Origin of the sequence: Nonomuraea pusilla (assembly GCF_900109355.1) — a bacterium.
Taxonomy (GTDB): domain Bacteria; phylum Actinomycetota; class Actinomycetes; order Streptosporangiales; family Streptosporangiaceae; genus Nonomuraea; species Nonomuraea pusilla.
This window is the reverse complement of record NZ_FOBF01000013.1, coordinates 47,936-71,433: the sequence shown is the minus strand read 5'-3', so window position 1 is coordinate 71,433 and position 23,498 is coordinate 47,936. Positions and strand designations below refer to the sequence as shown.

21 protein-coding genes and 2 pseudogenes are annotated in these 23,498 nt (G+C 73.3%); 11 read left to right on the top strand and 12 right to left on the bottom strand.

The window, feature by feature from the left end; all coding sequences use genetic code 11:
• The first annotated feature begins 219 nt into the window (after positions 1-219).
• From BMX74_RS25490 to BMX74_RS25475, 4 genes are read left to right on the top strand one after another with little or no spacing between them, the layout of a single operon-like run.
• Complete coding sequence (locus BMX74_RS25490; protein WP_177227514.1) at positions 220-1,173, top strand: ABC transporter substrate-binding protein; 954 nt, start codon at positions 220-222, stop codon at positions 1,171-1,173.
• Complete coding sequence (locus BMX74_RS25485; RefSeq protein WP_091103255.1) at positions 1,170-3,212, top strand: iron ABC transporter permease; 2,043 nt, start codon at positions 1,170-1,172, stop codon at positions 3,210-3,212. Before BMX74_RS25490 ends, BMX74_RS25485 begins: the two co-directional genes overlap by 4 nt.
• Positions 3,209-4,681: a TldD/PmbA family protein gene (locus tag BMX74_RS25480; protein WP_218154047.1), complete on the top strand. Its 1,473-nt coding sequence runs from the start codon at positions 3,209-3,211 to the stop codon at positions 4,679-4,681. Before BMX74_RS25485 ends, BMX74_RS25480 begins: the two co-directional genes overlap by 4 nt.
• Positions 4,678-6,039, top strand: a complete 1,362-nt coding sequence (locus BMX74_RS25475) for a TldD/PmbA family protein (RefSeq protein WP_055502109.1) — start codon at positions 4,678-4,680, stop codon at positions 6,037-6,039. The genes BMX74_RS25480 and BMX74_RS25475 overlap by 4 nt, the downstream gene beginning before the upstream one ends.
• A gap of 26 nt (positions 6,040-6,065) precedes the next feature.
• On the opposite strand, the pseudogene BMX74_RS45825 reads toward BMX74_RS25475, so the two are convergent.
• The 3 genes and pseudogenes from BMX74_RS45825 to BMX74_RS25460 all read right to left on the bottom strand — a co-directional run.
• Positions 6,066-6,122: pseudogene (locus tag BMX74_RS45825) on the bottom strand ((2Fe-2S)-binding protein); the annotation flags it as partial.
• A gap of 701 nt (positions 6,123-6,823) precedes the next feature.
• Complete coding sequence (locus tag BMX74_RS25465) at positions 6,824-7,030, bottom strand: hypothetical protein (protein WP_091103254.1); 207 nt, start codon at positions 7,028-7,030, stop codon at positions 6,824-6,826.
• Complete coding sequence (locus tag BMX74_RS25460) at positions 7,027-7,797, bottom strand: COG4280 domain-containing protein (protein WP_091103252.1); 771 nt, start codon at positions 7,795-7,797, stop codon at positions 7,027-7,029. Before BMX74_RS25460 ends, BMX74_RS25465 begins: the two co-directional genes overlap by 4 nt.
• 88 nt (positions 7,798-7,885) lie before the next feature.
• Between BMX74_RS25460 and BMX74_RS25455 the strand changes: the two genes are divergently transcribed.
• Entirely contained in the window at positions 7,886-8,440 is a 555-nt protein-coding gene (locus tag BMX74_RS25455; protein WP_091103250.1) for a Chromate resistance protein ChrB, read from the top strand.
• 57 nt (positions 8,441-8,497) lie between these two features.
• Positions 8,498-9,196, top strand: a complete 699-nt coding sequence (locus BMX74_RS25450; protein WP_218154046.1) for a helix-turn-helix transcriptional regulator — start codon at positions 8,498-8,500, stop codon at positions 9,194-9,196.
• Here BMX74_RS25450 and BMX74_RS25445 read toward each other — a convergent pair.
• The 6 genes from BMX74_RS25445 to BMX74_RS25420 form a co-directional block, all read right to left on the bottom strand.
• Complete coding sequence (locus tag BMX74_RS25445) at positions 9,175-10,311, bottom strand: alanine racemase (protein WP_091103249.1); 1,137 nt, start codon at positions 10,309-10,311, stop codon at positions 9,175-9,177. The genes BMX74_RS25450 and BMX74_RS25445 overlap by 22 nt on opposite strands.
• Positions 10,304-11,719 (bottom strand): amidohydrolase family protein, encoded by a 1,416-nt coding sequence (locus BMX74_RS25440; RefSeq protein WP_091103247.1) that lies wholly within the window; start codon positions 11,717-11,719, stop codon positions 10,304-10,306. Before BMX74_RS25440 ends, BMX74_RS25445 begins: the two co-directional genes overlap by 8 nt.
• Positions 11,712-11,975, bottom strand: coding sequence for a hypothetical protein (locus BMX74_RS25435; protein ID WP_091103245.1), 264 nt, complete (start codon positions 11,973-11,975; stop codon positions 11,712-11,714). Before BMX74_RS25435 ends, BMX74_RS25440 begins: the two co-directional genes overlap by 8 nt.
• Positions 11,976-12,184: 209 nt before the next feature.
• On the bottom strand, positions 12,185-13,498 hold the full coding sequence (locus BMX74_RS25430) for a serine hydrolase domain-containing protein (protein ID WP_177227513.1): 1,314 nt from the start codon (positions 13,496-13,498) through the stop codon (positions 12,185-12,187).
• Between the two features lie 192 nt (positions 13,499-13,690).
• Complete coding sequence (locus tag BMX74_RS25425; protein WP_143078762.1) at positions 13,691-13,909, bottom strand: hypothetical protein; 219 nt, start codon at positions 13,907-13,909, stop codon at positions 13,691-13,693.
• A gap of 493 nt (positions 13,910-14,402) precedes the next feature.
• Positions 14,403-15,026, bottom strand: coding sequence for an FMN-binding negative transcriptional regulator (locus tag BMX74_RS25420; RefSeq protein WP_055502098.1), 624 nt, complete (start codon positions 15,024-15,026; stop codon positions 14,403-14,405).
• Positions 15,027-15,142: 116 nt separating this feature from the next.
• On the opposite strand from BMX74_RS25420, the gene BMX74_RS25415 reads away from it, so the two are divergent.
• From BMX74_RS25415 to BMX74_RS25395, 5 genes are all read left to right on the top strand, one after another.
• Positions 15,143-15,580 (top strand): RidA family protein, encoded by a 438-nt coding sequence (locus BMX74_RS25415; protein ID WP_236714610.1) that lies wholly within the window; start codon positions 15,143-15,145, stop codon positions 15,578-15,580.
• Between the two features lie 2 nt (positions 15,581-15,582).
• Positions 15,583-17,175 carry an amidohydrolase gene (locus BMX74_RS25410; RefSeq protein WP_218154045.1) on the top strand — a complete coding sequence of 531 codons (1,593 nt, stop codon included), beginning with the start codon at positions 15,583-15,585 and terminating at the stop codon, positions 17,173-17,175.
• Between the two features lie 218 nt (positions 17,176-17,393).
• Complete coding sequence (locus tag BMX74_RS25405) at positions 17,394-17,660, top strand: hypothetical protein (protein WP_143078761.1); 267 nt, start codon at positions 17,394-17,396, stop codon at positions 17,658-17,660.
• Positions 17,620-17,895 carry a TetR/AcrR family transcriptional regulator gene (locus tag BMX74_RS46710; RefSeq protein WP_091103239.1) on the top strand — a complete coding sequence of 92 codons (276 nt, stop codon included), beginning with the start codon at positions 17,620-17,622 and terminating at the stop codon, positions 17,893-17,895. Before BMX74_RS25405 ends, BMX74_RS46710 begins: the two co-directional genes overlap by 41 nt.
• Positions 17,896-18,251: 356 nt before the next feature.
• A complete protein-coding gene (locus BMX74_RS25395) occupies positions 18,252-19,889 on the top strand; it encodes an FAD-dependent monooxygenase (RefSeq protein ID WP_177227512.1) in 1,638 nt (545 codons plus the stop codon).
• Between the two features lie 20 nt (positions 19,890-19,909).
• Here BMX74_RS25395 and BMX74_RS46705 read toward each other — a convergent pair.
• The 3 genes and pseudogenes from BMX74_RS46705 to BMX74_RS25385 all read right to left on the bottom strand — a co-directional run.
• Positions 19,910-20,005: pseudogene (locus BMX74_RS46705) on the bottom strand (GntR family transcriptional regulator); the annotation flags it as partial.
• Positions 20,006-21,424 (bottom strand): S41 family peptidase, encoded by a 1,419-nt coding sequence (locus BMX74_RS25390; RefSeq protein ID WP_218154044.1) that lies wholly within the window; start codon positions 21,422-21,424, stop codon positions 20,006-20,008. It abuts the pseudogene before it with no gap.
• Positions 21,406-23,496, bottom strand: coding sequence for a S9 family peptidase (locus tag BMX74_RS25385; RefSeq protein WP_091103235.1), 2,091 nt, complete (start codon positions 23,494-23,496; stop codon positions 21,406-21,408). Before BMX74_RS25385 ends, BMX74_RS25390 begins: the two co-directional genes overlap by 19 nt.
• Positions 23,497-23,498: the final 2 nt, after the last annotated feature.

Here is a 23,498-nt window from a genome sequence, read left to right as displayed (position 1 = left end):
CGCGGACCAGGTGATGCTCACCGCCGGAGGCGGGATCCTCGGCCAGGGCGAACCGGCCGAGGTGCTCACCTCGCAGAGCATCGCCCGCGCGTTCGGAGTCGACGTCAAGGTCGTGCGTGACTCCGAGACCGGCGGGATCGCCTGCTTCCCGCGCAGCTCACCCAACTGACTCCACGCCCGCCCCCACGGATGACCCCCCATCAGTTAAGGCAGACGACGATGCGCACAAACGCCATCCTTCTCGGCACCGTGGTCGCGGTGCTCGCCCTCGCCTCGTGCGGCTCCCCGGCGGAAACCACCGCTCCCGCCGCGAGCCCAGCCAAGATCACCGTACGGGACGCCTTCGGCCCCGTGGAACTGCCCGGCCCGGCCACCCGGGTCGTCTCGCTGGAGTGGACCTACACGGAAGAACTGCTCGCGCTCGGCGTGACCCCTGTCGGCGTGGCCGACAAGGACCTCTACAACGACTGGGTGACCGCCGGCCCGCGCATCCCCGCGACCGCGGCCGACGTGGGCACCCGCCAGGAGCCCAACCTCGAGACCATCGCCGCCCTCAGGCCCGACCTGATCGTGGGCAACGCCGACCGGCTCGCCGGCAACATCGAGAGTCTCAGGAGCGTCGCCCCGGTCGTCGCGTTCCGCTGGAACGATCCGGCCAAGAAACAGCTCGTGATGATGAAGGAGTCCTTCAGGTCGCTGGCGGGGGCGCTCGGGAAGGACGGCGAAGCCGCCGAGGCGCTCGCCAGGCTGGACGCGGCCACGGCGTCGGCGAAGGAGAAACTCTCCGCCGCCGGGACGACGTTCGCCCTGGCCTACCCGGCGGGCGGGGCAGGCGCCGCCACCGTGACCGTCTTCGCGAAGCCGTCGCTCGCCTCCCAGATCCTGGAGGAGGCCGGCATGACCAACGCGTGGACCGGCACGGCGGACGGGGACGGGCTCAGCACGGTCGGCGTCGAGGCCCTGACGGCTCTGCCCGCCGACGTGAGGTTCCTGTACGTCTCCCCGTCCGCCGACGACACCTTCGTGAAGCTCGCCGGCAACAAGGTCTGGACCGGCCTGCCGTTCGTCAAGGCCGGCCACACCTACAAGCTCGACCCGACGCCGTGGTTGTACGGCGGCCCCTCCTCGGCGGAGCAGCTGCTCGACGAGACCGTGGCGGCGCTGGTCAAATGAGCGCCGTCCTCGCCTCCCCCGCTCCCGTGCGGCCCGCCCGGCGGCCGGTCGGCCCCCTGGCCTGCGCCGCCATGCTCACCCTTCTGGTCCTCGTCGCCCTGTGGCATCTCGGTCAGGGCGCCTCCCACCTCGGCGTCGGCGACGTGGTCAGCGTGCTCACCGGCGGCGGCGACCCGTTGGCCGACGACATCGTCTTCAGCGGGCGGCTGCCCCGGACCCTCGCCGGCCTCGTGGCGGGGCTCGCCCTCGGCCTCGCGGGCGGGCTGATCCAGGGCGGGACGCGCAACCCGCTCGCCGCCCCCGACACGCTGGGCGTGAACGCGGGCGCCTACCTGGCGGTCACGGTCGCCGGCGCGACCGGGCTGAGCCTCGGTGTGCTCGGCACCGGCGCCGCCGCCCTGGCCGGCGCCCTCGGCGCCGCCGCCCTCGTGTACGCGCTGGCGGGCCGGTCGCTGTACGCCCCCGGGCGGGTGCTCCTGGCCGGCACCGCCGTGGCCCTGGCGGCCACGTCCCTCGCGCTGACCGTGCAGATGCTCGACGAGCAGACCGCCCGGGGCACGTTCTTCTGGGGCAACGGGTCGCTGATCCAGACCGGGCCGGCCGTCCCGCTCTGGACGGGCGCGGCGACCCTCGTCCTGGCCCTGGTCCTGCCCGGTCTCGTGCGCCCGCTGGACCTGCTCTCCCTGGGAGACGACACGGCGGAGTCCATGGGGGTGAACGCCGGGCGCGTGCGCCTGTACGTCCTCGTGCTGTCCGTGGCCTTCTCCGCCGTCGCGGTCACGGTGGCCGGGCCCATCGGCTTCGTCGGCCTGGTCGCCCCCATCGCCGTCCGGATGGCGGGAATCCACCGGCACGCGTGGCTGCTTCCCCTGTCAGGCGCGGCCGGAGCCTTGCTGGTGCTGCTCGCCGACGGCGCGGGACAGGCGCTGCAGACCGCCGCCGGCGGCGAGATCCCCGTGGGCGTCGTCACCGCCCTGGTGGGCGGCCCGGTCTTCCTGGTGCTGGTGCGCAGGCTGACGACCGGTGACGCCGAGACCGGCGCCACGGTCACCGACGCCAGGCCGGCGAGCGGCCGGCGCCACGCCGCCGTCGTCGCGGCGACGGTCGTGCTGCTCGCCTGCGCCGTGGTCGTGGGCCTGTCCGTCGGCACCCTGAGCATCAGCCCGGCGCAGATGCTCGATCCCGACGCGCTGGTCCGCGGCGTCCTGTCCCAGCGGTTCACCCGGGTGCTCGCCGCCGCCGGCGGCGGAGCCTGCCTCGCGGTGGCGGGCGGCGCCGTCCAGGCCGTCATCCGCAACCCGCTCGCGGAGCCGTCCCTGCTCGGCGTCACCGGCGGAGCGGCCATCGGCGCCGTCTCCGTCATCACCCTGGTGTCCGCCGCGCCGCACTGGATGATCCCGGCGGCGGCGTCGCTCGGCGGTCTCCTCGCGCTCCTGCTGGTGATCGCCGTGGCGCGGCGGAAGGGAACCCTCGACCCCACGCGCGTGGTCCTGGTCGGCATCGGCCTGGCCGCGGCCACCTCGGCGGTCGTCCAGGTCCTGGCGCTGCGCTCCACGATGACGATCGGGGCGGTGCTGACCTGGCTGGCCGGGTCCGCCTACGGCCGCTCGGCGGGCGACCTGCTCTGGCTGGTCGTCCCGCTCGTCGTCACCGTGCTGCTCGTCGCGGGCACCCGGCCGCTCGACATGCTGGCACTGGGAGAGGACCTGCCGCGGGCGTTCGGGCTCCGGCTGGGCCGCGTCCGCCTGCTCGTCCTGACGGCCGCGGTCGTGCTCGCCGCGGGAACCGCCGCGACGATCGGAGCCGTCGGCTTCGTCGGGCTGATCTCCCCGCACCTTGCACGGGGGCTCGTCGGCTCCTCGCACCGGCGCATGCTGCCCGTGGCGGCCCTGCTCGGGGCGGCCCTGGTGGTCGTCGCCGACACCGTCGGACGCGTCGTCATCGATCCCCGGCAGATCCCCGTCGGCGTGATGACGGCCCTGGTCGGGGCGCCGTACATGATCTGGCTGCTCCGTTCGGGCAGGAGGGCCGGCGGTTGACCCCGTTCGGGCCGGCGGGCGCTCCGCGGGAGGTCACCGACCTGGCGCTCGACGCCGCCACCGGCAGGGGCGCCGACTACGCGGACGTGCGCGTCGTACGGCGGGTGGAGGAGTCGGTGACGGTCCGCGGCGGCCGGGTGGAGAGCGTCGTCTCCGACGAGACCGAGGGGGTCGGCATCCGGGTGTTCGCCTGCGGGGCGTGGGGCTTCGCGGCGACCCACCGCTACGACGCGGGCGCGATCGGCCGGGCCGCCGCCGAGGCCGTGCGGCTCGCCCGCGCCGCGGCCCCCTCCCTCCGCCATCGCGTGACCCTGGCTGAACGTCCGCGCGCCCGCGGCGCCTACGCCACCCCCGTGCGCGAGGACCCCTTCGCGCTGTCGCTGGAGGAGAAGGTCGCCGACCTGCTGGCCGCCGACGCCGCCCTGGCCGTTCCCGGAGTCGTGTCCACCGCGTCGAGGTACGCCGCCCAGCGGGAGTGGAAGACGTTCGCGGCCACCGACGGCAGCTTCGTCGAGCAGGTGTTCACCCACGTGGGAGCGGGCATCGAGGCCCATGCCGTACGAGGAGGCGAGCACCAGCGGCGCAGCTACCCGGAGGCGCGGGGCGGCCGGTGGCGGCAGGCGGGGTACGAGTTCATCCGGGAGCTCGATCTGCGGGGCGACGCGGCGCGGTGCGGGGAGGAGGCGGTCGCCCTGCTCTCCGCGCCGCCGTGCCCGGAGGGACCCGCCACGGTCGTCATCGACCCGAGCCAGCTCTACCTGCAGATCCACGAGTCGTGCGGGCACGCCGCCGAGCTCGACCGCGTCTTCGGCGCGGAGGCGAGCTACGCGGGGACCAGCTTCCTGAGCCCCGACCTGCCGGACTCGCGCTTCCGGTACGGCTCCGACCTGGTCACGCTGGTCGCCGACGCCACCGTGCCGGGAGGCCCGGGGACGTTCGGCTGGGACGACGAGGGGGTGGCGGCGCAGCGGACCACCCTGGTGGAGAACGGCATCCTCACCGGTTTCCTGACATCGAGGGACACCGCGTCGCGCATCGGCCGGCCGTCCGGCGGCACCGTGCGCGCGGAGAGCTGGAACCGCCTTCCGCTCATCAGGATGACCAATGTCAACCTCATGCCTGTGCCCGGGATGAGCCTGGAGGACATCGTGGCGGACACGGACGACGGCCTCTACCTGACCACGAACCGGAGCTGGTCGATCGACGACCGGCGATGGGGCTTCCAGTTCGGCACGGAGATCGCGTACGAGATCAAGGGCGGCAGGATGGGGCGGATCTTCAGGAACCCTGTCTACACCGGCATCACGCCACAGTTCTGGCGCTCCTGCGACGCGGTCGCCGACGAGCGGAGCTTCGTCATGTACGGCAATCCGAACTGCGCCAAGGGGCTTCCTCCGCAGTGCGTCCAGGTCGGCCACGGCTGTCCCGGCGCGCGGTTCCGAGGCGTGCGGATGGTGGCGGGACGATGACGATCGACGAACGGCACGGCCGGTTCGAGAGGTACGCCGAGCGGCTCCTGGACAGGGCGCGACGGCACGGCGCGTCGGGCGCCGAGGTGTGTGTGGAGGGCCGGCTGGCCTCGCTGACCAGGTTCGCCGACTCCGAGATCCACCAGAGTGTCACCGAGGACGCCGTCCGGGTGAGCCTGCGCTACGTACGGGGCAGGCGTCACGGCATGGCCGTGGCGGGCCGCCTGGACGACTCGGCGCTCGACTCCCTGGTGGAACGCGCCGCGTCCAACGCCGCGGGCACGGCCGAGACCGACGACTGGCCGGGCCTGCCGGAACCCGGTCCGATCCCGGAGGTGACGGGGGCCTATGCCGCCGCCACAGCTGAGGCGACGCCGGAACTCCGTGCCGGGGTCGTCCGCGACGTCATCGCGGCGGCCGACGCGGCGGGGGCGGCGGCGTCCGGCTCGTTCGCGACCGGCGCCGTCACCACGGTCGTGCTCAGCAGCCGGGGCGTGCGGGCGGCGCAGACCAGGAGCGACGCCTGGCTGGTCACCGTCCACGCGTCGCCGGGCGGAGGCACCGGTTACGCCGAGACGTGCGCGGTGGACGTGGCGCACGTCGACGGCGCGGCTCTGGGCCGGGAGGCGGCGGGGAAGGCGCGCGCCGGCGACCACCCGGTCGTCCTGCCCGCGGGGGAGTACCCGGTCGTGCTGGAGGAGTACGCGGTGGCGGACGTGCTGGCCAAGCTCGGCCGGTTCGGCTTCAACGCGCGGGCCGTGCAGGACGGGCAGTCCTTCGCGCAGCCGGGTCTGCGTGTCGCAACTGATCTCGTCACCGTCTGGGACGACGGGACCGATCCCCTCGGGCTGCCCACCGCCTTCGACCACGAGGGTGTCGGGAAGGAACGTGTGAGCCTCATCGATCGCGGCAGATGCGACCGGGTGGTGCACGACACCGGCACCGCCGCGCGGGCGGGGGTCCGCTCCACCGGGCACGCGCTGCCCGCGCCCAACCCGGTGGGGCCCCTCCCGGTGAACATGTTCATGGCGCCGGGCCGGCTGTCACGGGAGGAACTGATCGGGCGGCTGGACCGGGGGCTCCTCGTCACCCGCTTCCACTACAGCAATCCGGTGGACCCCAAACGCGGGATCGTCACCGGGGTGACCCGTGACGGCGTCTTCCTCGTCGAGCACGGTGAGATCGTCGCCCCGGTGCGCGACCTGCGCTTCAGCCAGAGCTATCCGGACGTGCTGCGGAGGGTCGGCGCGGTCGGCAGGGACCGCAGGACGGTGCGCGGCTGGTTCGGGGGAGTGCCGGTGCTCGGCGACATCACCGCTCCCTCCGTGCTCGTGGACGGATTCCGTTTCTCCGGCTGACCGCGGCGGCCGGCGTCGGTCAGGCTGCAGTCGTCGCACATGTCGCCGGACACCCGGTAGTACAGGCAGCAGCTGCGGCGCATGAACAGGGGGCGGTCGGGCGCGGGCTCGGTCAGGTCGCCGGTGCCGCGCAGCCGGCCCAGCTCCAGCAGCCTGCGGGTCAGCGCGAAGCCGGCCTCGGTGTGCTCGGGCCGGTCGCGCGTGAAGGCGCGCAGCGTCCCGGCCAGCGCGGAGGCCACGTTGCCCCAGAGGAGACCGGGTGCGATCTTCACGGCGGCCCTGACCGCGTCGGCGAGCGGCTCCAGCAGCCCGGTCACCACGGTGGCGTACAGCGCCTCGGCGCTCTGCCCCGGCGTGGCCTCCCACCCGGCCGGATCGACGGCGCGGAGCGGCAGCGCGCCGCCGGGCGCCGCCCGCCAGTGGATGTGCAGGGGATCCGCGCGGAGGAGTATCCCGTGGGCCACCGCCGCCCCGAAGAGCGGCGAGTACAGCCGGGAGGCCGCCCTCTGGAACAGGAGCGAGGCGGCGACGCGGCTCTCGTCGGTGCCCAGGTGCTCGGCGACCGCCGTGATCCTGGTCTTGAGGACGGCGGGGTCGGTGGACAGGTCGGCGAGCGGCCGCCACCCCGCTCCGGCCGGGCCGACGTCGAGCTCGAACCGGGCTCCGGCACGGGAGACGTCGGCGATCGCGTGGAGCACGGCCGGGGTGGGGGCGGGCGGCAGGCCCGCGTGGAACTGCGTCGGGTGGTCGCTGGTACCGCCGGTCGGGCCGCTGCGGGGCACGCCTACCTCCTCACGTCGATCACGACGCTCACCACGAAGAACAGGAGCAGGAGGACGCCGCCCGCGAGCGCCGCCCCGGTGGCGGGCAGGCCGGCGAGCACCACGCCGAGCGTCAGCGCGAGCGCCGCGACGACCGCTGCGGCGATCTTCCAGTCGTCACCGACGATGAAGTCGTACCAGAACCGTCCGAACCCCTTGAGGAATCTCATCGCGCGACCTCCGGCTTGAGACGAGGCAGGAAGCCGATCAGCACGCGCGAGATCAGCAGCCAGCACGCCAGCAGTGCGAGGATGGCCCAGTCGCCACCCGGCCATTCGAGGCTTTCGCCGCTTTCGGTGAACACGCCGAGCCCCTCGACCGCCCAGTACGCGCCGAAGCTCGCGAGGAGCAGGCCCACGCCGTACTTCAGGGCGTTCTCCGGGATGGCCGCGAGCGGGCGGTGCAGGATGAGGCCGGCCAGCAGGACGAGGACGCCGGCGCTTGCCGCGCCGCCGACCGCCGCGGGCATGTTCCCCGCGCTGAGCCCGAACGTGATGACCACGAACACGACCTCGACGCCTTCGAGGAACACGCCCTTGAACGCGACCACGAACGCGAACGTGTCGACGCCGAAACGGCTCCGGCGCGCGGCCTGGCGCGCGGCCGCCGTCTGGCTCGCGAACTCCTCCTCCTCGTCGTGCATCGCCTTCAGACCTGAGGACCGCAGGACCGCCTTGCGCAGCCACTGGAGGCCGAAGATCAGCAGGAGCGTGCCGACGACCAGCTGGAGGAGCGATTCGGGGAGCCAGCTGCTGAGGGCGTACCCGGCGGCGGCGGTGAACGCGGTCAGCGCCACCAGCGCCGCCACGGTGCCGGTGAGGGCCGAGCGCCAGCCGCGCGTCACGCCCATGGCGAGAACGATGGTCAACGCCTCGACGAACTCGACGAACGAGGCGGCGAAGGTCGAGGCCACCAGGCCCCAGGTTGCGCCTGTCACGGCGACTCCTTCTTTGTAACAAGTGTTTCAATGGAACTCATGCTTCATTAAACGGAGACGGTATGTCAACTGGCTAGCCTTGGGTGCCATGACGACCGATGAGCGTTTCCTGCTGCTCACGTACCGCGTGCCCTCGACGACGTCGCGCGCCCGGGTGGCGGTGTGGCGCGAGCTGAAGCGCCTGGGCGCCCTCTACATCCAGCAGGCCGTGTGCGTCCTCCCCGGCCGTGAGGGCGTCCGGCAGCGACTGGACAAGGTCCGCGAGCGCATCGACGAGCTCGGGGGCGAGAGTATGATCTTCGTGCTGGCCGACGTCGAGGAGCGCGAGCGCCGCAAGCTCGTCGAGTCCTTCCGCGAGAACTCCGCCAAGGAGTACGCCGAGATCGTGGAGGAGTGCGAGACGAAGTTCTTCAAGGAGATCGAGTTCGAGCGGTTCCGGGAGAACTACACCTTCGAGGAGGCCGAGGAGATCCGGCAGGATCTCGAGAAGCTGCGCCGCTGGCTCCAGAAGGTCGAGGAGCGCGACTGGATGGGCGCGCCCGGCAGGGACCTGGCCCGCGAGAAGGTCGCGGAGTGCGAACGGCTGCTCGACCAGTTCGAGGCCGACGTCTACGAGCGGGTCGGCGACCCGGGCGCGATCTGAGCGACGGTCTGGACTTGTAGTCAACACGTTTGACGTTGCGTCGACTACGATGGCCGTGTGACCCCTACCACGCGCTCCCGCGACGCCGCCGCCGCCTCCGACTCCGCAGCCGAGGCCGTGTTCGCCGCCTTGCGACCGATCGTGGCCGGCATCCAGGAGACGTTCGGCCGTCGCTGCGAGGTCGTCCTGCACGACTACCGCCGCCGCGAACACTCGGTGATCGATGTCGCGGGTGACGTCACGGGCCGCCAGGTCGGCTCGGCCATGAGCGAGATCGGCCTGAAGATGCTGCAACAGGGCGACGCCGCCACCGACGAGCTGAACTACGTGACGCGCCTGTCGGACGGGCGGTCCGTCAAGTCCTCCACGATGCTCCTGCGAGACCCCGACGGACACGTGTTCGGGGCGTTGTGCATCAACTTCGACGTGACCGAGCTGCGCACGCTCAGCCGGCTGGTCGCCGAGCTGGCCGGTGAGACCGATCCGAGCGAGGCGGCGACCACCACGTTCAGCAACGACATCGACGCCGTGATCGACTCGGTGCTGACCGAGGTGGAGAACGAGCTGGGGCACAGCCTCGCCCGGATCACGGTCGCGCAGCGGACCGAGGTGGTCCGCATGCTGGAACAGCGGGGACTGTTCCAGATCCGCCGGGCGGTGCCCCTCGTGGCCAAACGGCTCGGGCTGTCGAGGGCGTCGATCTACAATCACATCGCCCGCCTGCGTGAGAGCGATCAAGCCGGCGACGAAGGCTGATGCCGACCGGAGACCTCCTCCGGACGCACCGTTCCTTCGCCGCCGACCCGGTGCACGACGCCGAACTGGGCGAGCGCCGTGTCGACGTGGCGGGGGAGCAGCATGAGCGACTCGCCCACCCCGAAGCCTTCGACGGCGCCGGTGAGCACCAGGTGCTCCTGCGAGGGCGCGCCCACGACCACCCCCGGGTGGCCCGCCACCACCGCGTGCGGCCGGCCCGCGTCGACCTGGATCGCCGTGAGCCCGGCGTCGACCGTCACCTGCCCGGCGCGCCGGCTGACGACCCGGGTCAGCACCCCCGCCGCGGCCCGGAAGCCGGCGAAGGCGGGCTGCCCGGCGAAGCGGGCCAGGCTCCGCGCGTCGTTGTAGACGACGGTGCCCGCGCCGACCGTGACGGCGGCCCCGCCGCCCACCGTGCCGCCCGGCGCGGCCTGGACGCTCTCGTGGAAGGTGTGGCTGGTGCCCGTGCACAGCTCAGGCACCGCGTGCCCGCCGGCCTCGACCGCCCGGACCAGCGCGGTCAGCCGCCGCACCTCGTCACGCACGGCGGCGGCGCGGTCGGGGCCGGGGAGGTCGGCGAGGTGGCCGCCGTAGGCGTGCACCCCGGCGAACGCCCACCCGGCCTCCCGGTAGGCCGACAGCACGGCGAGCGCCGCCGCGGCGTCGCCGGCGTCGACGCCGGTGCGGTGCAGGCCCGTGTCCACGTCCAGGAAGGCGGCCAGCCGTCCTGGACGCCCCGCCGTCTCGGGCGTGTCGACGAGGATCGACACCCGCGCCCGCGGGTGCCGGTCCGCCAGCGCGGACGCGGCGGCGCGGGCCGGCCCGACCGCCGGGTAGGCGAGGAGCACGTCCAGCGCGCCGCGATCGAGCAGCATGGCGAGCTCGCCGACGGTGGCCGCCTTGAACCTGGTCACGCCGGCGGCGAGCAGCCGGTCGACCGTCCAGCCGATCCGGGCCGTCTTGACGTGGGCCCGCCAGCGCCGTGGCGTGCCCACCAGAGCGAGCGTGTGCGCGATGTTGGCCTCGACCGCAGCCTCGTCCAGGACCAGGGCGGGCGTGGGCAGGCCGGCCAGGCGCGGGAGCAGACCCGCCAGGTCGTCGAACCGCTCAGGCAAGGCCGTCTCCCGTGTACAGGCCGCCGGCGCGGACGTCGATCACCGTGCCGGGGCCGGTGGCCGCCTCGACGGCCTCCTCGCCCCGCGCGGTGCTGATGAACCGGGTGCCCCGGCCGAGCACGAGCCCCTCGTGTGCCACCACGGCGCCGGCCGCGATCACGGTGCGCGGGCGGCGGGCCACCGGGTCCGCGACGACCAGGTCGGCGTCGGCGCCCACGCCGAGGTGCCCCTTGGCCGCCAGTCCGAGCACGCGCGCGGGTGTCCAGCAGGCCTTGCGCACCAGGTCGTCCACCCGGAGCAACCCCCACTCGACCATGGACAGCCCCATGGACAGCGTGACGTTGCGCGGGATGCAACCGCCGTCCGTGGCGAAGGCGTGCACGTCGAAGCCGCCCGCGGCGTTCCGTGACGCGCCGAGCAGCAGGCGGGAGACGCCCGGGTTGATCGGCAGGCAGACGCCGGAGGGGGTGCCGGCCGCCTCCCACGCCGCGACGCCCTCCTCGCCGGTGCGCAGGACGACGTCGTCGCCGCAGACGTGGGGGACGCTCGCCCAGCCGTCGCGGATCGCGCGGCGCAGCCCCTCCTCGGTGCCGGGGTAGCCGCCGCCCTCCAGCCAGCGGATCACCCGCCTGTTCGCCGGCACGCCGTCCACGCACCTGCCGGACGTGCCGTTGATCTCGGCCAGGTAGGACTCCGCGAACACGTGCGGCGAGCCGCGCAGCAGCGCGATCGCGGTGGCCGCCTCCTCGGCGACGTCGGCGACGTCGCCCCGGCAGTAGCTGTTGACGTGCGCGATCTGCAGCCGGTTGTCCCCGGCCAGCTCCAGCGTCTCGCGCAGGCCCTCGATGTCGCTGCCCGCGGTGGTCGTGCCGCAGTGGCTGGCCACCCACACGCCCGCCCGGTTCGCCTCGTCGATGATCGTCCCGGTGGCCTCGGCGTCCCAGCCCGCGTCCACGTGCAGCTTCACGCCCAGCCCGCCCGCGGCCAGGATCCGGTCGAGAGCGCGCCGGATCTCCGCACGCGACGGGTGGGGTGGCAGCTGCACGCCGGGCTTGACCAGTTCGAGGGTGGCGATGGACAGGCCGGCGCCGCCGCCCTCGGCGGCTCCGGCGAGGACGCCGGCGGCCGGCCCGCTGAGGTCCAGCGCGGTGGTCACCCCGGCCCTGGCGAGCATGGCGTGGCCCGCTCCGGGCGCGCTGGGAAGGGCGATGTGGACGTGCAGGTCGACGAGGCCGGGCAGCACGTAGTGCCCCGCGGCCTGAAGGGTCCGCTCTGCGCGGCCCCGCAGGTCGTCGCCGACGGCCACGATCCGGCCGTCGGCCACCCCGACGTCGGTGACCTGGTCGACGCGGTTGGCGGGATCGACGACCCGGCCGCCGCGGATGAGGATGTCGAAGCGATCAGTCATGTGCGAATCCGATGTTCTGGTGCTGGACGTCGGCGAACCCGTACGCCCCCGTGCCGGCGACGGACGAGTCGGTGTTCGGCGTCGGCTGCCCCGAGGCGCTGTGGTGGAGGACACGCGGGAGCAGCGCCGTGATCACGTCGTAGGTATCGGTGAAGGCGCCGTCGATGGTGTGGTGGTCGAAGTTCGTGATCTTCTGACTGAGCCCCCACTGCAGGGTGCCGCCGTCCTGGAGCGCCGACCTCGGCCGCGGGTTCATGTCGTTCGTGCCGGCGCTCGGTGACGTCGGCGCCGGTCCGCTCCGGAGCCGCCGCCGCACGCGGTGAGCGTGAGCGCGGTGGCGAGCAGGCAGGTCGCTGCCGCGCGGGTGCGCAGGGTCATCTGGTTGTTCCTCCCTTGACCGCGAGCAAGTCACATCGTCGCCACCGCTTCGACTGAAAGTCAATAGTCTTGACGTTACGTCTAGATCTAGGGGGCCAGCCGGGCGCCGAGCCTGAGGCCGATCCGGATGCCGCCCTCCACCTCCGGCAGGAACCGCAGGACGTCGCCCGGCAAGGGGCCGTCGAGGAGCACGAACTCCTCGGGTGACACGGGGCGGGCCCGCGCCGTGGGCTCGACCGTGCCGTCCAGTCTCACGAACCGCGCCAGCAGGCCGTCATCGGACGGTTCGAGCACGAGCTCGCGGCAGCCGGGGTAGGCGTAGGAACCGGCTCTCCCGGTGGCGTCCACGCCGCCGATCGGCTCCTGCGCGGGCGGCCGGCCGGTGCCCAGCCGCTCCAGCATCCGCTCGTGGACGGCGGTGCGCGCCTCCCACCCGGCGCCGCTGTTGGCCAGCAGGGCGACCGCGGCCCGGTGCCGGGGGAAGAGCTGCAGGTGGGAGACGTAGCCGCTGAAGCTCCCGCTGTGCCCGAGCGAGACGTCGGGGCCCTCGCCGTCGATCGCCCAGCCCAGCCCCTGGAAGCGCCCCGGACGCTCGGCGGGGACACGCGTCCCGGCCATGAGCGTGCGGGAGCCGGCCGTGAGCACCTTGCTCGTCTCGGCGAGCTGGTCGGCCGCCAGGTCGAGCAGTGCCCGCGCGCTGCCGATGAGCCCGCCGGAGGCGAATCTGGCGCGGGGGAAGGCCATCCGTGGCAGGAGCCGCTGCCCGCCGTCCGGGCCCGCGGTGTGCGGCAGCGCGACGGGACGGACGATCGCCTCGTCCGTGCCGGTCACCACGTCGGCCAGGCCCAGCGGGTCGAGCACGCGGCGGCGCAGCGCCTGTTCGACCGGAACCCCGTCCAGCCTGGCGAGGATCTCGCCGAGCAGCCAGTAGCCGGGATTGCAGTAGCCGAAGGCCGCCCCGGGCGGGGCGAACCGGCGCAGCACGCCGAACTCGGCGATCAGGCGCGCCTGGGCGTCGTCGTCGGCGCCGAAGGCGAACATGTCGCCCGGCCACTCGCCCTCCCAGCCGCTGGTGTGGTCGAGCAGGTGCCGGACCGTGACGCCGTCCGCGCCGGGGAGGCCGGGGACGAGGTCGGCCACCGGCTGGTCGAGGTCGAGCAACCCCTGCTCGCGGGCGCTCATGACGGCCATCGCGGTGATCGGCTTGGTGATCGAGCAGTAGCGGAACAGCGTCTCAGGCGTGACCGGGCGCGGGTCGCGCACGCTGGTGACGCCGGCGCAGTGATAGCGCCGCTCGTCCCCCACGAGCACGCCGATGACGAGGCCGGGCGTGCCGGTCCTGGCCATGGCGGGGGCGGCGGCCTCCGCGAGCTCGGCCGCCAGGTCGGATGGATCAATCATGACAACTCCTGCATCTGGAGCAAATCCTGACATAGTTTGCGCACGGCTTAGACAATTCGTCAAACATATGTCCCGAATGTCGAACCCTGCCTGGAGGCGGCGTGGGACGGAAAGCTGAGACCGGATGCCGACCTTCCTGCTGCGCCGCCTCGCCGTGAAGACGGCCCTCGTGTTCGCCGCCACCAGCTTCGCCTACCTGCCGGCCTCGGTGACGCTCACCCCCGCGGCGGCCTGCCTGGGCAGGGGGCGCGACATTCCCCAGGAGGCCATCGTCAGCGAGATGGGGCGGCGCGCCGGCGGGAGCCTGCGGCTGCTCGCCGTCGCCGTCGTGTCGTTCGTCCTGCTGTCGGCACCGGTCTTCCTGGTGGCGGACTTCGTGAAGTACTCGGCGGCGAGGTCAACCAGGCACATCCTGCTGTACTGCGACGGGGAGTACCACACCGGTCCCCGGCGCGGGGGTGGTCGAGCGGCTCCGGCATCTCGCGCTGCCCACCCTGACGCTCCTGCCCGGCCCGCGCCGAGCTCCGCGCCGTCGAGGAGCCCGCGCTGTCGCCGACGACGGGGCACGCGACGGCGTGCCACCGCACAGCCGAGATCGTCTCGGGCGCGCTGGAGCGCTCGGAGCCGTTCCCCGCGCCCGTACCCGACGACGCGCCGCGCGAGCGGGCCGGCACGGGGGAGGCCGTCCTGGGCGTCTCCGACCTGCGCAGGACCTACCCGGCCGGCCGCAGGGCCCGCTCCGCAGGAGGACGCGGCCCGTGCGCGCCGTGGACGGCCTGAGTCTGGAGATCGGCGCGGGGCAGACCCTGTTCGAGCGGCCGGCGCACCCGTGCACGCGGGCGTCGCCGTCCGTCGTGCCGATCCCGGACCCGAGACTCGAACGGCGCCGCCGCGCCGATCGGCGTCAGCCCGCGTCGATCGAGCGGATCGCCGCGGCCAGCGCCGGATTCCGGTACGGCCCGTCGGCGTCGAGCATGCCCGCCGTCCGGGCGCGAAGCCGTGCCGACTCGTCCTGGCTCAGCTTCGCCTTGGCCACCACGCGGCGGGGACGGAGTCGGAAGCCGACCGTGCCGCGTGCGATGCGGGCCGCGTAGCCGGCCACCGAGTCCAGTGTCCACGGGACCGGCATCACCGACTCGAAGTGGTCGACGGTGTCGCGCAGCACGGCGAACGTGGCGTCCGCGTCGAGCGGTTCCGGGCGCCCGTGCAGATGGATCACCTGGAAGTCCCAGGTCGGGACGTGCGGTGTCTCGCCGTACCAGGAGGGGGAGAGGTAGCCGTGCGCGCCCTGGACGATCAGCACGGCATCGTGCCGCCCGAGCTCGTGCAGCACGCCGTCCGGACCGGCGAGGTGGCCGAGGACGGCGCCGCTGCCCGGCGGGGCCTGCCGGTCGCGCACGATCGGCAGGTGCGAGACCACCAGTCCGTGCCGCTCGGTGTGGGTGACGAGCGACGCCCAGCCGTACGCGTCGATCAGCGCGTCGATCTGCTCGGGGTCGGTCATGGCGAACACGGGCTGCTCCAGCACGGGGGCTCCCCACAGTGAATGACAAAGAATCCAGTTGATTGACACATAGTCTAAAGGTGGCATACCGTTCGGGCAACCGGACTACCCCGAGGAGAACGATCACCTTGAATCCGACCGTGAGGTTGCCCGAGCCCGTACGTCCCTTCGCGCAGTACCGGCCGGTGCGATGGTGCGGGGACGTCCTGTACATCTCCGGCCAGGTCGCCGCGGTCGACGGGGAGTTCCCGCTACGCGGCCGGGTGGGCGCCGAACTCTCGATCGAGGAGGGGCGGCAGGCCGCCCGGCAGTGCGCGCTCAACCTGCTCGCGCAGATCGACCGGGAACTCGGCGGATTCGACCGGGTCGAGGCACTCGTGAAGGTGACGGTGTTCGTCGCCACCGCGCCCGACTTCCTCTCCCACCACGTGGTCGCCGACGGCGCGTCCGAGACCTTCGTGCAGGTGCTCGGCCCGGCGGGCGAGCACGCCCGCTCCGCCGTGGGCGTGGCGCGGCTGCCGATGGACTCGCCGGTCGAGGTGGAGGCGGCGGTGCTCGTCGGCCCGAGGAAGGGCTGACCATGCTGCTCGACCTGCGGATCGAGGACGCCAACGTCGTCACCATGGACGCCGCGCGGCCGTCCGCGCGCGCCATCGGCATCTGGGACGGCCGCGTCGTCGGTCTCGACGAGGAGATCGACGGGCTGCGCGCCCGCGAGACGGTCCGGGCCGACGGCGCGACCGTCCTGCCCGGGTTCGTCGACGCGCACACCCACCTCGCCTGGGCCGGGCGCGGGGCGCGCTCCCTGGACATCTCCGGCTGCACCACCCGGGAGGAGATCCTCGCCACGATCGCCCGGCACGCGCGGACGGTGGACGGCGAGTGGATCGACGTCGTCGGCTACGACCAGCGCCCGCTGGGCCGGCACCTCACCGCGGCCGAACTCGACCCGGTCACCGGCGGCCGCAAGGCATTCCTCCTGCACCGCTCCGGACACGCCTGCCTCGTGAACACGGCCGTGCTGCACGGGCTGTCGCTCACCGCCGAGCACCTGGCGGACCCCGACGTGCTGTGCGACGAGCACGGCGAGCCGACCGGTGTCTTCCTGGAGGCGGCCCAGGCCGCGGTGCACCGCATGCGCCGGCCGTACGACCTGGCCGAGACGATCGCCGCCCTGCGGCAGGCCGCGGGCACCTGCCTCGCCCAAGGGGTCACCGCCTGCGGCGAGGCGGGCATCGTCGCCGGGCTCGGCGCCAGCACGCCGATCGAACTGCTGGCCTACCAGCGGGCCGACCTGCCCATCCGGGTTCAGCTGATGGTGAGCGACCTCGCGCTGCACCCGGTCGGCGCCGCCCCCTCCGACGGCGTGACACTCGGGCTCGACCTGGGCATGAGCAGCGGGTTCGGAGGCGACAGGCTCTGGCTCGGGGCGATGAAGATGTGGCTGGACGGCGGCGTGCAGGCGCGTACCGCCGCGCTCAGCGAGCCGTTCTGCGGCACCGACAACCGGGGCGCGCTCGCCGACGACGAGGCCGAACTCCGGCGGAAGATCGTGGCCGCCCACGCCTCCGGGTGGCAGCTCGCCCTGCACGCGATCGGCGACCGGGCCATCGACGTCGCCATCGAGGCCCTGGTCGAGGCGCAGCGGGCGCACCCCCGCCCCGACGCGAGGCACCGCATCGAGCACTGCGGCATCGTCCGCCCCGACCAGCTTCCCCGCCTCGCCGAGTGCGGGGCCATCGCGGTCGTCCAGCCCGAGTTCCTCTGGGCGTACGGCGACGACTACGCCGCCGTGCTCGGCGAGACGCGCGCCCACTGGCAGTACCGCGGGCGCGGGTTCCTCGACGCCGGGGTGCCCGTCGCGGGCAGCTCCGACCGTCCCGTCGTCGGCGGGGCCCCGCTCCGGGCCATCGAGTACATGGTGCGGCGGCGCGGGGCGAGCGGCCTCGTCACGGGGCCCGGCGAGGCCATCACGGTGGAGGAGGCGCTGCACGCCTACACGATGGCGGCCGCGCACGCCCTCGGCCGGGAGACCGTCCTGGGCAGCATCTCGCCACGCAAGTGGGCCGACCTGGTCGTACTCGGCGACGACCCCCGGACGGTCCCGGCCGATCGGATCGCGCAGATCGAGGTGCGGGCCACCTATGTGGCGGGGGAGAAGGCGCACGGCTGAGCCGCCCCCGTCGCCGCCACCGGGACGCCGGTCGGCAGGATCCTGCGACGACGCCGACCGGTAGGCGGCCCGGTGGTCACCCGATTGACCGCCAACGAGCGCGGCTGCAACGTGTAAACGCTTGTTGGCAAAAGCTCGCTGACAAGGTGGGCCCGCTATGACGGAGAGAGACGCGTGGGGGCCCGTCCCGCGCTTCGGGCGTCACGGCCGCCATGGTGATGCGCTCTTACGGCAGCAAGGCCGACCTGTTCGCGGCCACCCCCAAGGCCGGCTTCACCACGCTCGGCCTCACGCAGGCGCCGCGCGAGCGGATCGGTCAGCAGTTCGCCAGGGCCTCGCTGGATCCCCGGAAACGCGGGGACAACGACGCCCTGGCCGCCTTGCACCGCGCGGCGATGACGCATGACGATGCCGCGCTCGCCGTGCAACGGCTGATCGACACACATGCTGCCCGCGCTCAGATCGGCCTTCCCCGACGACCGTGACATCGAGGCCGAGGCGGGCCTGCTGCACAGCCAGGGCCTCGGCGTGATCGTGGGCCGGTATCTCCTCCGGCTGGAGCCGCCGGCCTCGATGGACTTCGAACAACTGGTCCGCCGGACCCTCCAACATCACCTCGACCGCCCGCTGTGGCACGCGAGCTTCGGGCTGCCGGGATCGAGGTCGCGGCGTTCGCGTTCGCTCCCCGGTCCCTGCGGTCGGTCACGACGCTGCCCCTGAAGCCGGTTCGTGTTCCGACCGGTTGGCCGAGGGCGCCGAGAAGAACCGGACCCGCCTGTGGGCGGTGGCGTACCGGATGCCCGGCTCGTTCGCCGAGGCCGACGACGCCGTTCGGGAGGCCTGGTTGCGCGCCGGCCGACCAGGCGCGGGCGGGCGGCCGCCGTCGTGGAGCGCGGTGCGGAGCGGGCTCGCGGCGGGTCCGGCGCATCTGTCACCTGACCAGGAAGCGCGAGCGTCCGCGCCGGCGCCGGTCTGGTGTCCACGCCCGCGCTGGTTACCAACACTTGTTGGCCAACACTTGTGTGCCAACAGTTGTTGGCATACCGTCGATGGCAGACGGAGCGAAGGAGCGCAGGATGACCAACGTCGAAGAGGGAATGTGCGAGGTCCTCGTCGTCGGCGCCGGACCGGTCGGTCTGATGGCGGCCGGAGAGCTGGCGCGCCGTGGCGTCGCCGTACGGGTGATCGACCGCCGACGCACGCGGGACTCGTTGTCCAAGGCGCTCGTGGTGCACGCCAGGACGCTCGAGATCATGGATCTCGCCGGGCTCGCCGACGAGTTCGTCAAGCACGGCTATCCGGCGCCCGGGCTGGGCGTGAGCCTGCAGCGCACCGGCAGACCCGTGTCCGTGAACATGCGCGATCTGGACACCCGGTTCCCCTACATGCTGGTGCTCCCACAACGCCGGACCGAGGAGATCCTCGCCCGGCACCTGGCGGATCTCGACGTCCCGATCGAGCGTGGCGTGGAACTCGTCGACCTCGCGCCAGGGCCGGACCACGTGGCGGCGACGCTGCGCGGCGAGGACGGGCGCGAGGAACGGGTGCGGGCCCGGTATCTGATCGGCGCCGACGGCTCGCACAGCAGCGTCCGCCGGCTGGTCGGCCTGCCCTTCGACGGCCGGCAACTCGACACCCTGGTCCTCATCGGCGACGTCAAGGCCGACGTGGATCTCGTACGGTCGAGGGTCACGAACATGGCCTCCTCGCGGGGGTTCGTCGCGCTCCTGCCCTTCCTGGGGGAGTACGTCCGCGTGTTCGCGGTGGATTTCGAGCGCCAGGACCACGCCCGCGGCGACGCCCTCACGCTGGAGGAACTCCAGGACACCGTGAACGCCATCACGGGCAGAACGATCGAGCTGCGCGACCCCGTGTGGCTCACACGGTACGTGGCACCCAGCCGGCAGGCGCGGACGATCCGCGTCGGCCGGGTGTTCCTCGCGGGCGACGCCGCGCACGCGCACAGCCCGGCCGCGGGCCAGGGCATGAACATGGGCCTCCAGGACGCCGCCAACCTGGGCTGGAAGCTCGCGATGGCGCTGCGCGGCCAGGCTCCGGCGAACCTCCTGGACACCTACGACGGCGAACGCCATCCGGTGCACACCAGCGTGCGCCACGGGACCGACCGGATGTTCCGCCTCTTCACCCTCACCAACCCCCTTCTCCGGCTGGCGCGGAGCATCGTCACCCGGACCGTGGTCACCCGGGCGCCGGTGCAACGTCGCCTGGCGGGCAGCCTGTCCGGCCTGGCGATCAACTACCGCCACGCCCACCGAGGCGCGGGCGAGGGCGGGGTGCGTTCGGGGGACCGCGTCCCCGACGTCGACCTGTGGACCGCCCACCGCCCCCCGACCCGGCTGTACGAGGTGCTGCGCGACCCGGGCTTCGGACTGTTCGTCTACGCGGAAGCGGATCACCTCGCCGCGGATCACCGGCGGATCACGGCCCTCTTCGCGGCCGTGGCCGACACCTACGGCCTCGCCGTACGGCCGCACCTCGTGATCGACGAGGGGGTGCTCGATCCCGCCGAGGTGGGCGCCCCCGTCTTCGTGGACGTCGCCGGCCAGTTCAGGCGCAAGCTCGGCGCCCGGCACGGCAGCGTCCTGCTCATCCGGCCCGACGGCTACCTCGCCGCCCACGACGGAGGCTTCGACGCCCGGTCGGTGGCGGCCTGGTGCCGGAGCCGGCCGGCCCCCGCCGGTCAGGCGGCGTAGGCGAGGATGTGGTCGTGATGGGTCCACACCTCGATGCCCAGTGACTCCCACACCGACAGCAGCAGGCTGTTGCCGGAGGCCGCCACGATCTCCCGGTGGAAAGCACTGGCTGACCTTCAGTTCCGCGCCCAGGCGGCGCTCGACGGCCCTCCGGCATGAACCTCCCGAGCGCCGTGATCGCTCGGCGCACGCTTCGAAAGGACGGCGACCGCCCGGTCGAAGGCGGAGTCGCGGCCCTCGGCGAACTCCGCCGGGGTGAAGACCGGCGTGCGCAGGTCCGGAGGGATGCCGGTCCCGTCGAAGGTCGTGCCCTCCCGGGTCAGGTACTCCTCGTTCGGTACCCAGAAGGTCCATCCGTTGGGCAGCGGACACTCCATCACGTCGGAGAAGACCCCTTGCGTGTTCTGCCCGATCCGGACGACCCCGCCAGGCCTGTCCATCAGAGCCTGGGTGAAGGTCTCGCCCGCGCTGTTGGTGGTCCCGGACGTGAGCAGCGCGATCGGTCCTGTGTAGCGATGAGCCCGAGCGGGCGTGACGGTGATCGGTTGAGGAGGGGTGAAGCTCGTCGGGTCGCGCGGGTCGTCGCGGGCGCGCTTGCTGTAGGCGACGTACGGCCTGGCCGTCAACCGGGAGGCGAGCTGCAGGGCGAGGGCGTCGAAACCGCCGGGGTTGAACCGCACGTCGATGACCAGGCCGCGAGGGGCGCGTCCCGGGGTGAGGATGGCGTCGAGCGCCCTGGTGAGCGCCCGGCGATCGGCCGGGTAGTCGAGATCCTCGCCGTCGGTGTACCCGTAGAACCCGGCCACCCGCAGGTAGCCGAGCCCGTCCGGCAGGTCGGCGTAGGTGAGCTGCCCGGCCGCGTGGTCACGCCCCGCGCCGTGAAGGTCGCGGCGCTGGATGTAGGCCTTGGTCCGGGCGCCGAACGCCACCGTGGTGTTCCGGGTGCCTGGCCGCTGCCCCATGAAGACGCGGTCGCCGGCGATGACGGCGGTGTGCGCGTCGTGCAGCGGCCTGATCATGTCGCGCAGGATGCCGAACAGCGTCTTCTCGGTCACCAGCGGCCGGTAGCGCTGTCGCGCGGCGGCCCAGTCGATGTGGCGTCGCCGGAAGAACGGGTAGTTCTCCGCGAACGTCTGCCAGAACACGTCGAAGGTTCCCAGGGGGCCGGACGGCTGCTTGCGGCCGCACGGCTCGGGCAGCGCGCGGAGCCTGGTCATGCTCCGGTAGCCGGTGGAACCGCCGGCGCGCATGATCCCCCGGCCCGGACGCCCGCGGTCCACCCGGAGACTGATCGTGGTGGTGCCGTCGCTCAGCCGATACGTGGACGGAGCGACGCGTTCGCCCTGGTCGAGACGGAGGCAGCTGATCGCGGTGGTCTGCAGCAGCGTGACCGTGGAGCCCTCGACGGACAGCACCAGGCCGTAGCCTTCCGTCCGCCAGAGGCCTTCGAGGCGTGGGCCCGCCGCGGCGTCGGCTCGCACCGGCACGAGAGAGGCGGCGAGCAGGATCGCGGCGGTCAGTCCGAGCCGTGGCACGCTTCGTGCTCCTCGGGGCGCAGGGTTTCCAGGAAGAAGCGCCGCACGGCCGCGTCGTAGTAGTCGCGGGCGGGGCCGCGCGGGTGGTGGTCGACCTCGGGCAGCAGCACCAGGTCGTACCGTTTGCCCGCCTTCACCAGGGCGTCGATGAGCTTGACGGTCGCCGAGAAGGTGGCGTTGACGTCGCTGGTGCCCGCGATGACGCACAGGCGCCCGCGCAGCCGGTCCACCAGGCGGAGGCTCGACGCGGCCGCGTACCCGTCCGGGTTGTCGCGCGGCGACCCCATGTAGGGCTCGATCGCCATCGCCAGGTGGTCGTCGAGGTCGGCCACGGGCATGGCCGCGACCCCCGCCCGGTAGAACTCGGGGGCGGTCACCATCCCACGCAGCGCCATGTACCCGCCCCACGAGTGCCCGAAGATCCCGACCCGGTCCAGGTCGAGGTAGGGCCGGGTGGCGGCGGCCTGCCGGACCGCCGCGACGTGGTCGGGGATCTCGTGCTGCCCGAAGCGCCCGTACACGGTGTCGTGGAAGGCCTTGGAGCGCCCGGGAGTGCCGCGCCCGTCGACGATCACGCAGGCGAAGCCGAGCGCGCTCAGCGACAGGGCGGTCGCGACGCGCGCGGAGTCGGGGCGGCGGGGCACCCGGGTCTCCTGCGGGCCGCCGTAGATGAGGTCGATGACCGGGTACGACCGGGTCTCGTCGAGATCGGGCGGCAGGAAGAGCAGCCCGTGGATCTCCGTCCGCCCGTCCGCCGCGACCGCCGTGAACCTCTGCGCTCCCGTGTCGGCAACCGTGCCGGACTCCGCCAGGGTCGAGATGAGCTCCCCGGACGGAGCGGCGTGCAGGCTGACCGTGCGCGCGCGGCCGATGGCGCTGTGCGTGTCGAGGTAGCAGCACCGCGACGGGCTGAACGCGATGTCGTGCTGGCCGTCCTCGCCGGTCAGCCGGCACAGGCCCGTTCCGTCCAGCCCGACCCGGTAGAGGTGCCGGTCGTAGGGGCGGCGTTCGTCGGCGGCGGCCTTGAAGTAGAGGAGCTCGCGCGCCTCGTCCACGGCGACGACGCCCTGCTCAGGGGTCTCCGGCGCCTGCTCGGGGTAGTCCAGGTCGACCCCGGCGACCGGCAGGTCCAGGCCGTCGGTGAGCGGCGTGCAGGTCCGGCCGTCGGCGGAGTAGAGGTAGAGCCGGGCGAGGCCGGAGCGTTCCGACCTGACGACGAAGCGTCCCGAGCCGGGCAGCAGCGTCACCATGTCCAGGGCCATCCCGAACGCCGACGGCAGGAACGTCTCCTGCCGCTCCTCGAACAGCGTCGTGGTGGTCCCGTCCGGCCGGGCGCTGAGCAGCCTGAGGTGGTTACGGGCCCGGTTGATCGTGATCAGGTACAGGGCGGCGCCGCGGAAGCCGAGGAACGCGACGAACCGGTCGGGTTCCGTGCCGACGTCGACCGGGCGCGCCTCACCCGTCGCCACCTCGACGAGATACGGGTGGAGTTGCGGCAGCGGTCCGCCGCTGCGGGTGAACGGGACCCACTCGATCTCCTCCCAGGGTCCCAGCCAGTGCACGACCGGCGCGCGGCGCACGCCGGCGAGGTCCGTCCTGAGGGCCGCGACCCGGGTGCCGTCAGGCGACCAGCACGCCCCCTCGACCTGCCACGGCTGCTCCGCGTCGCCGGTCGCCGTCAGCGGCCGGACCCGGTCGTCCGTCAGGTCGCGCAGGCTGAGATCGGGCCCGTTCACGCCCAGCGCCAGCCGCCGCCCAGGGTCGAGGACCTCCGCCACCTCCGGATCGCCCGCGAGCGACCCGGAGCCGATCCTGCGGGGTCGCCGCCGCGCGCGTTCCCCTGCCGCCCGCCGGTCGAGCTCCTCGATCCGCCCGGTGGCCGGGTCCAGCAGGGCACACCGGCCCGCCTCGGCGTCGAGGAACTCCAGCCTGCCGTCCTCACCGGCGACCGGGCTGCCCGGCAACCCGCCGACGTCGATCCCCGGGCGTGCGGCACCGCCCTCGACCAGGCGCAGCACCCCGTCGCCGACGAGGCACACGCGGTCACCGGGTAGCCAGATGACCTGTTCCATGC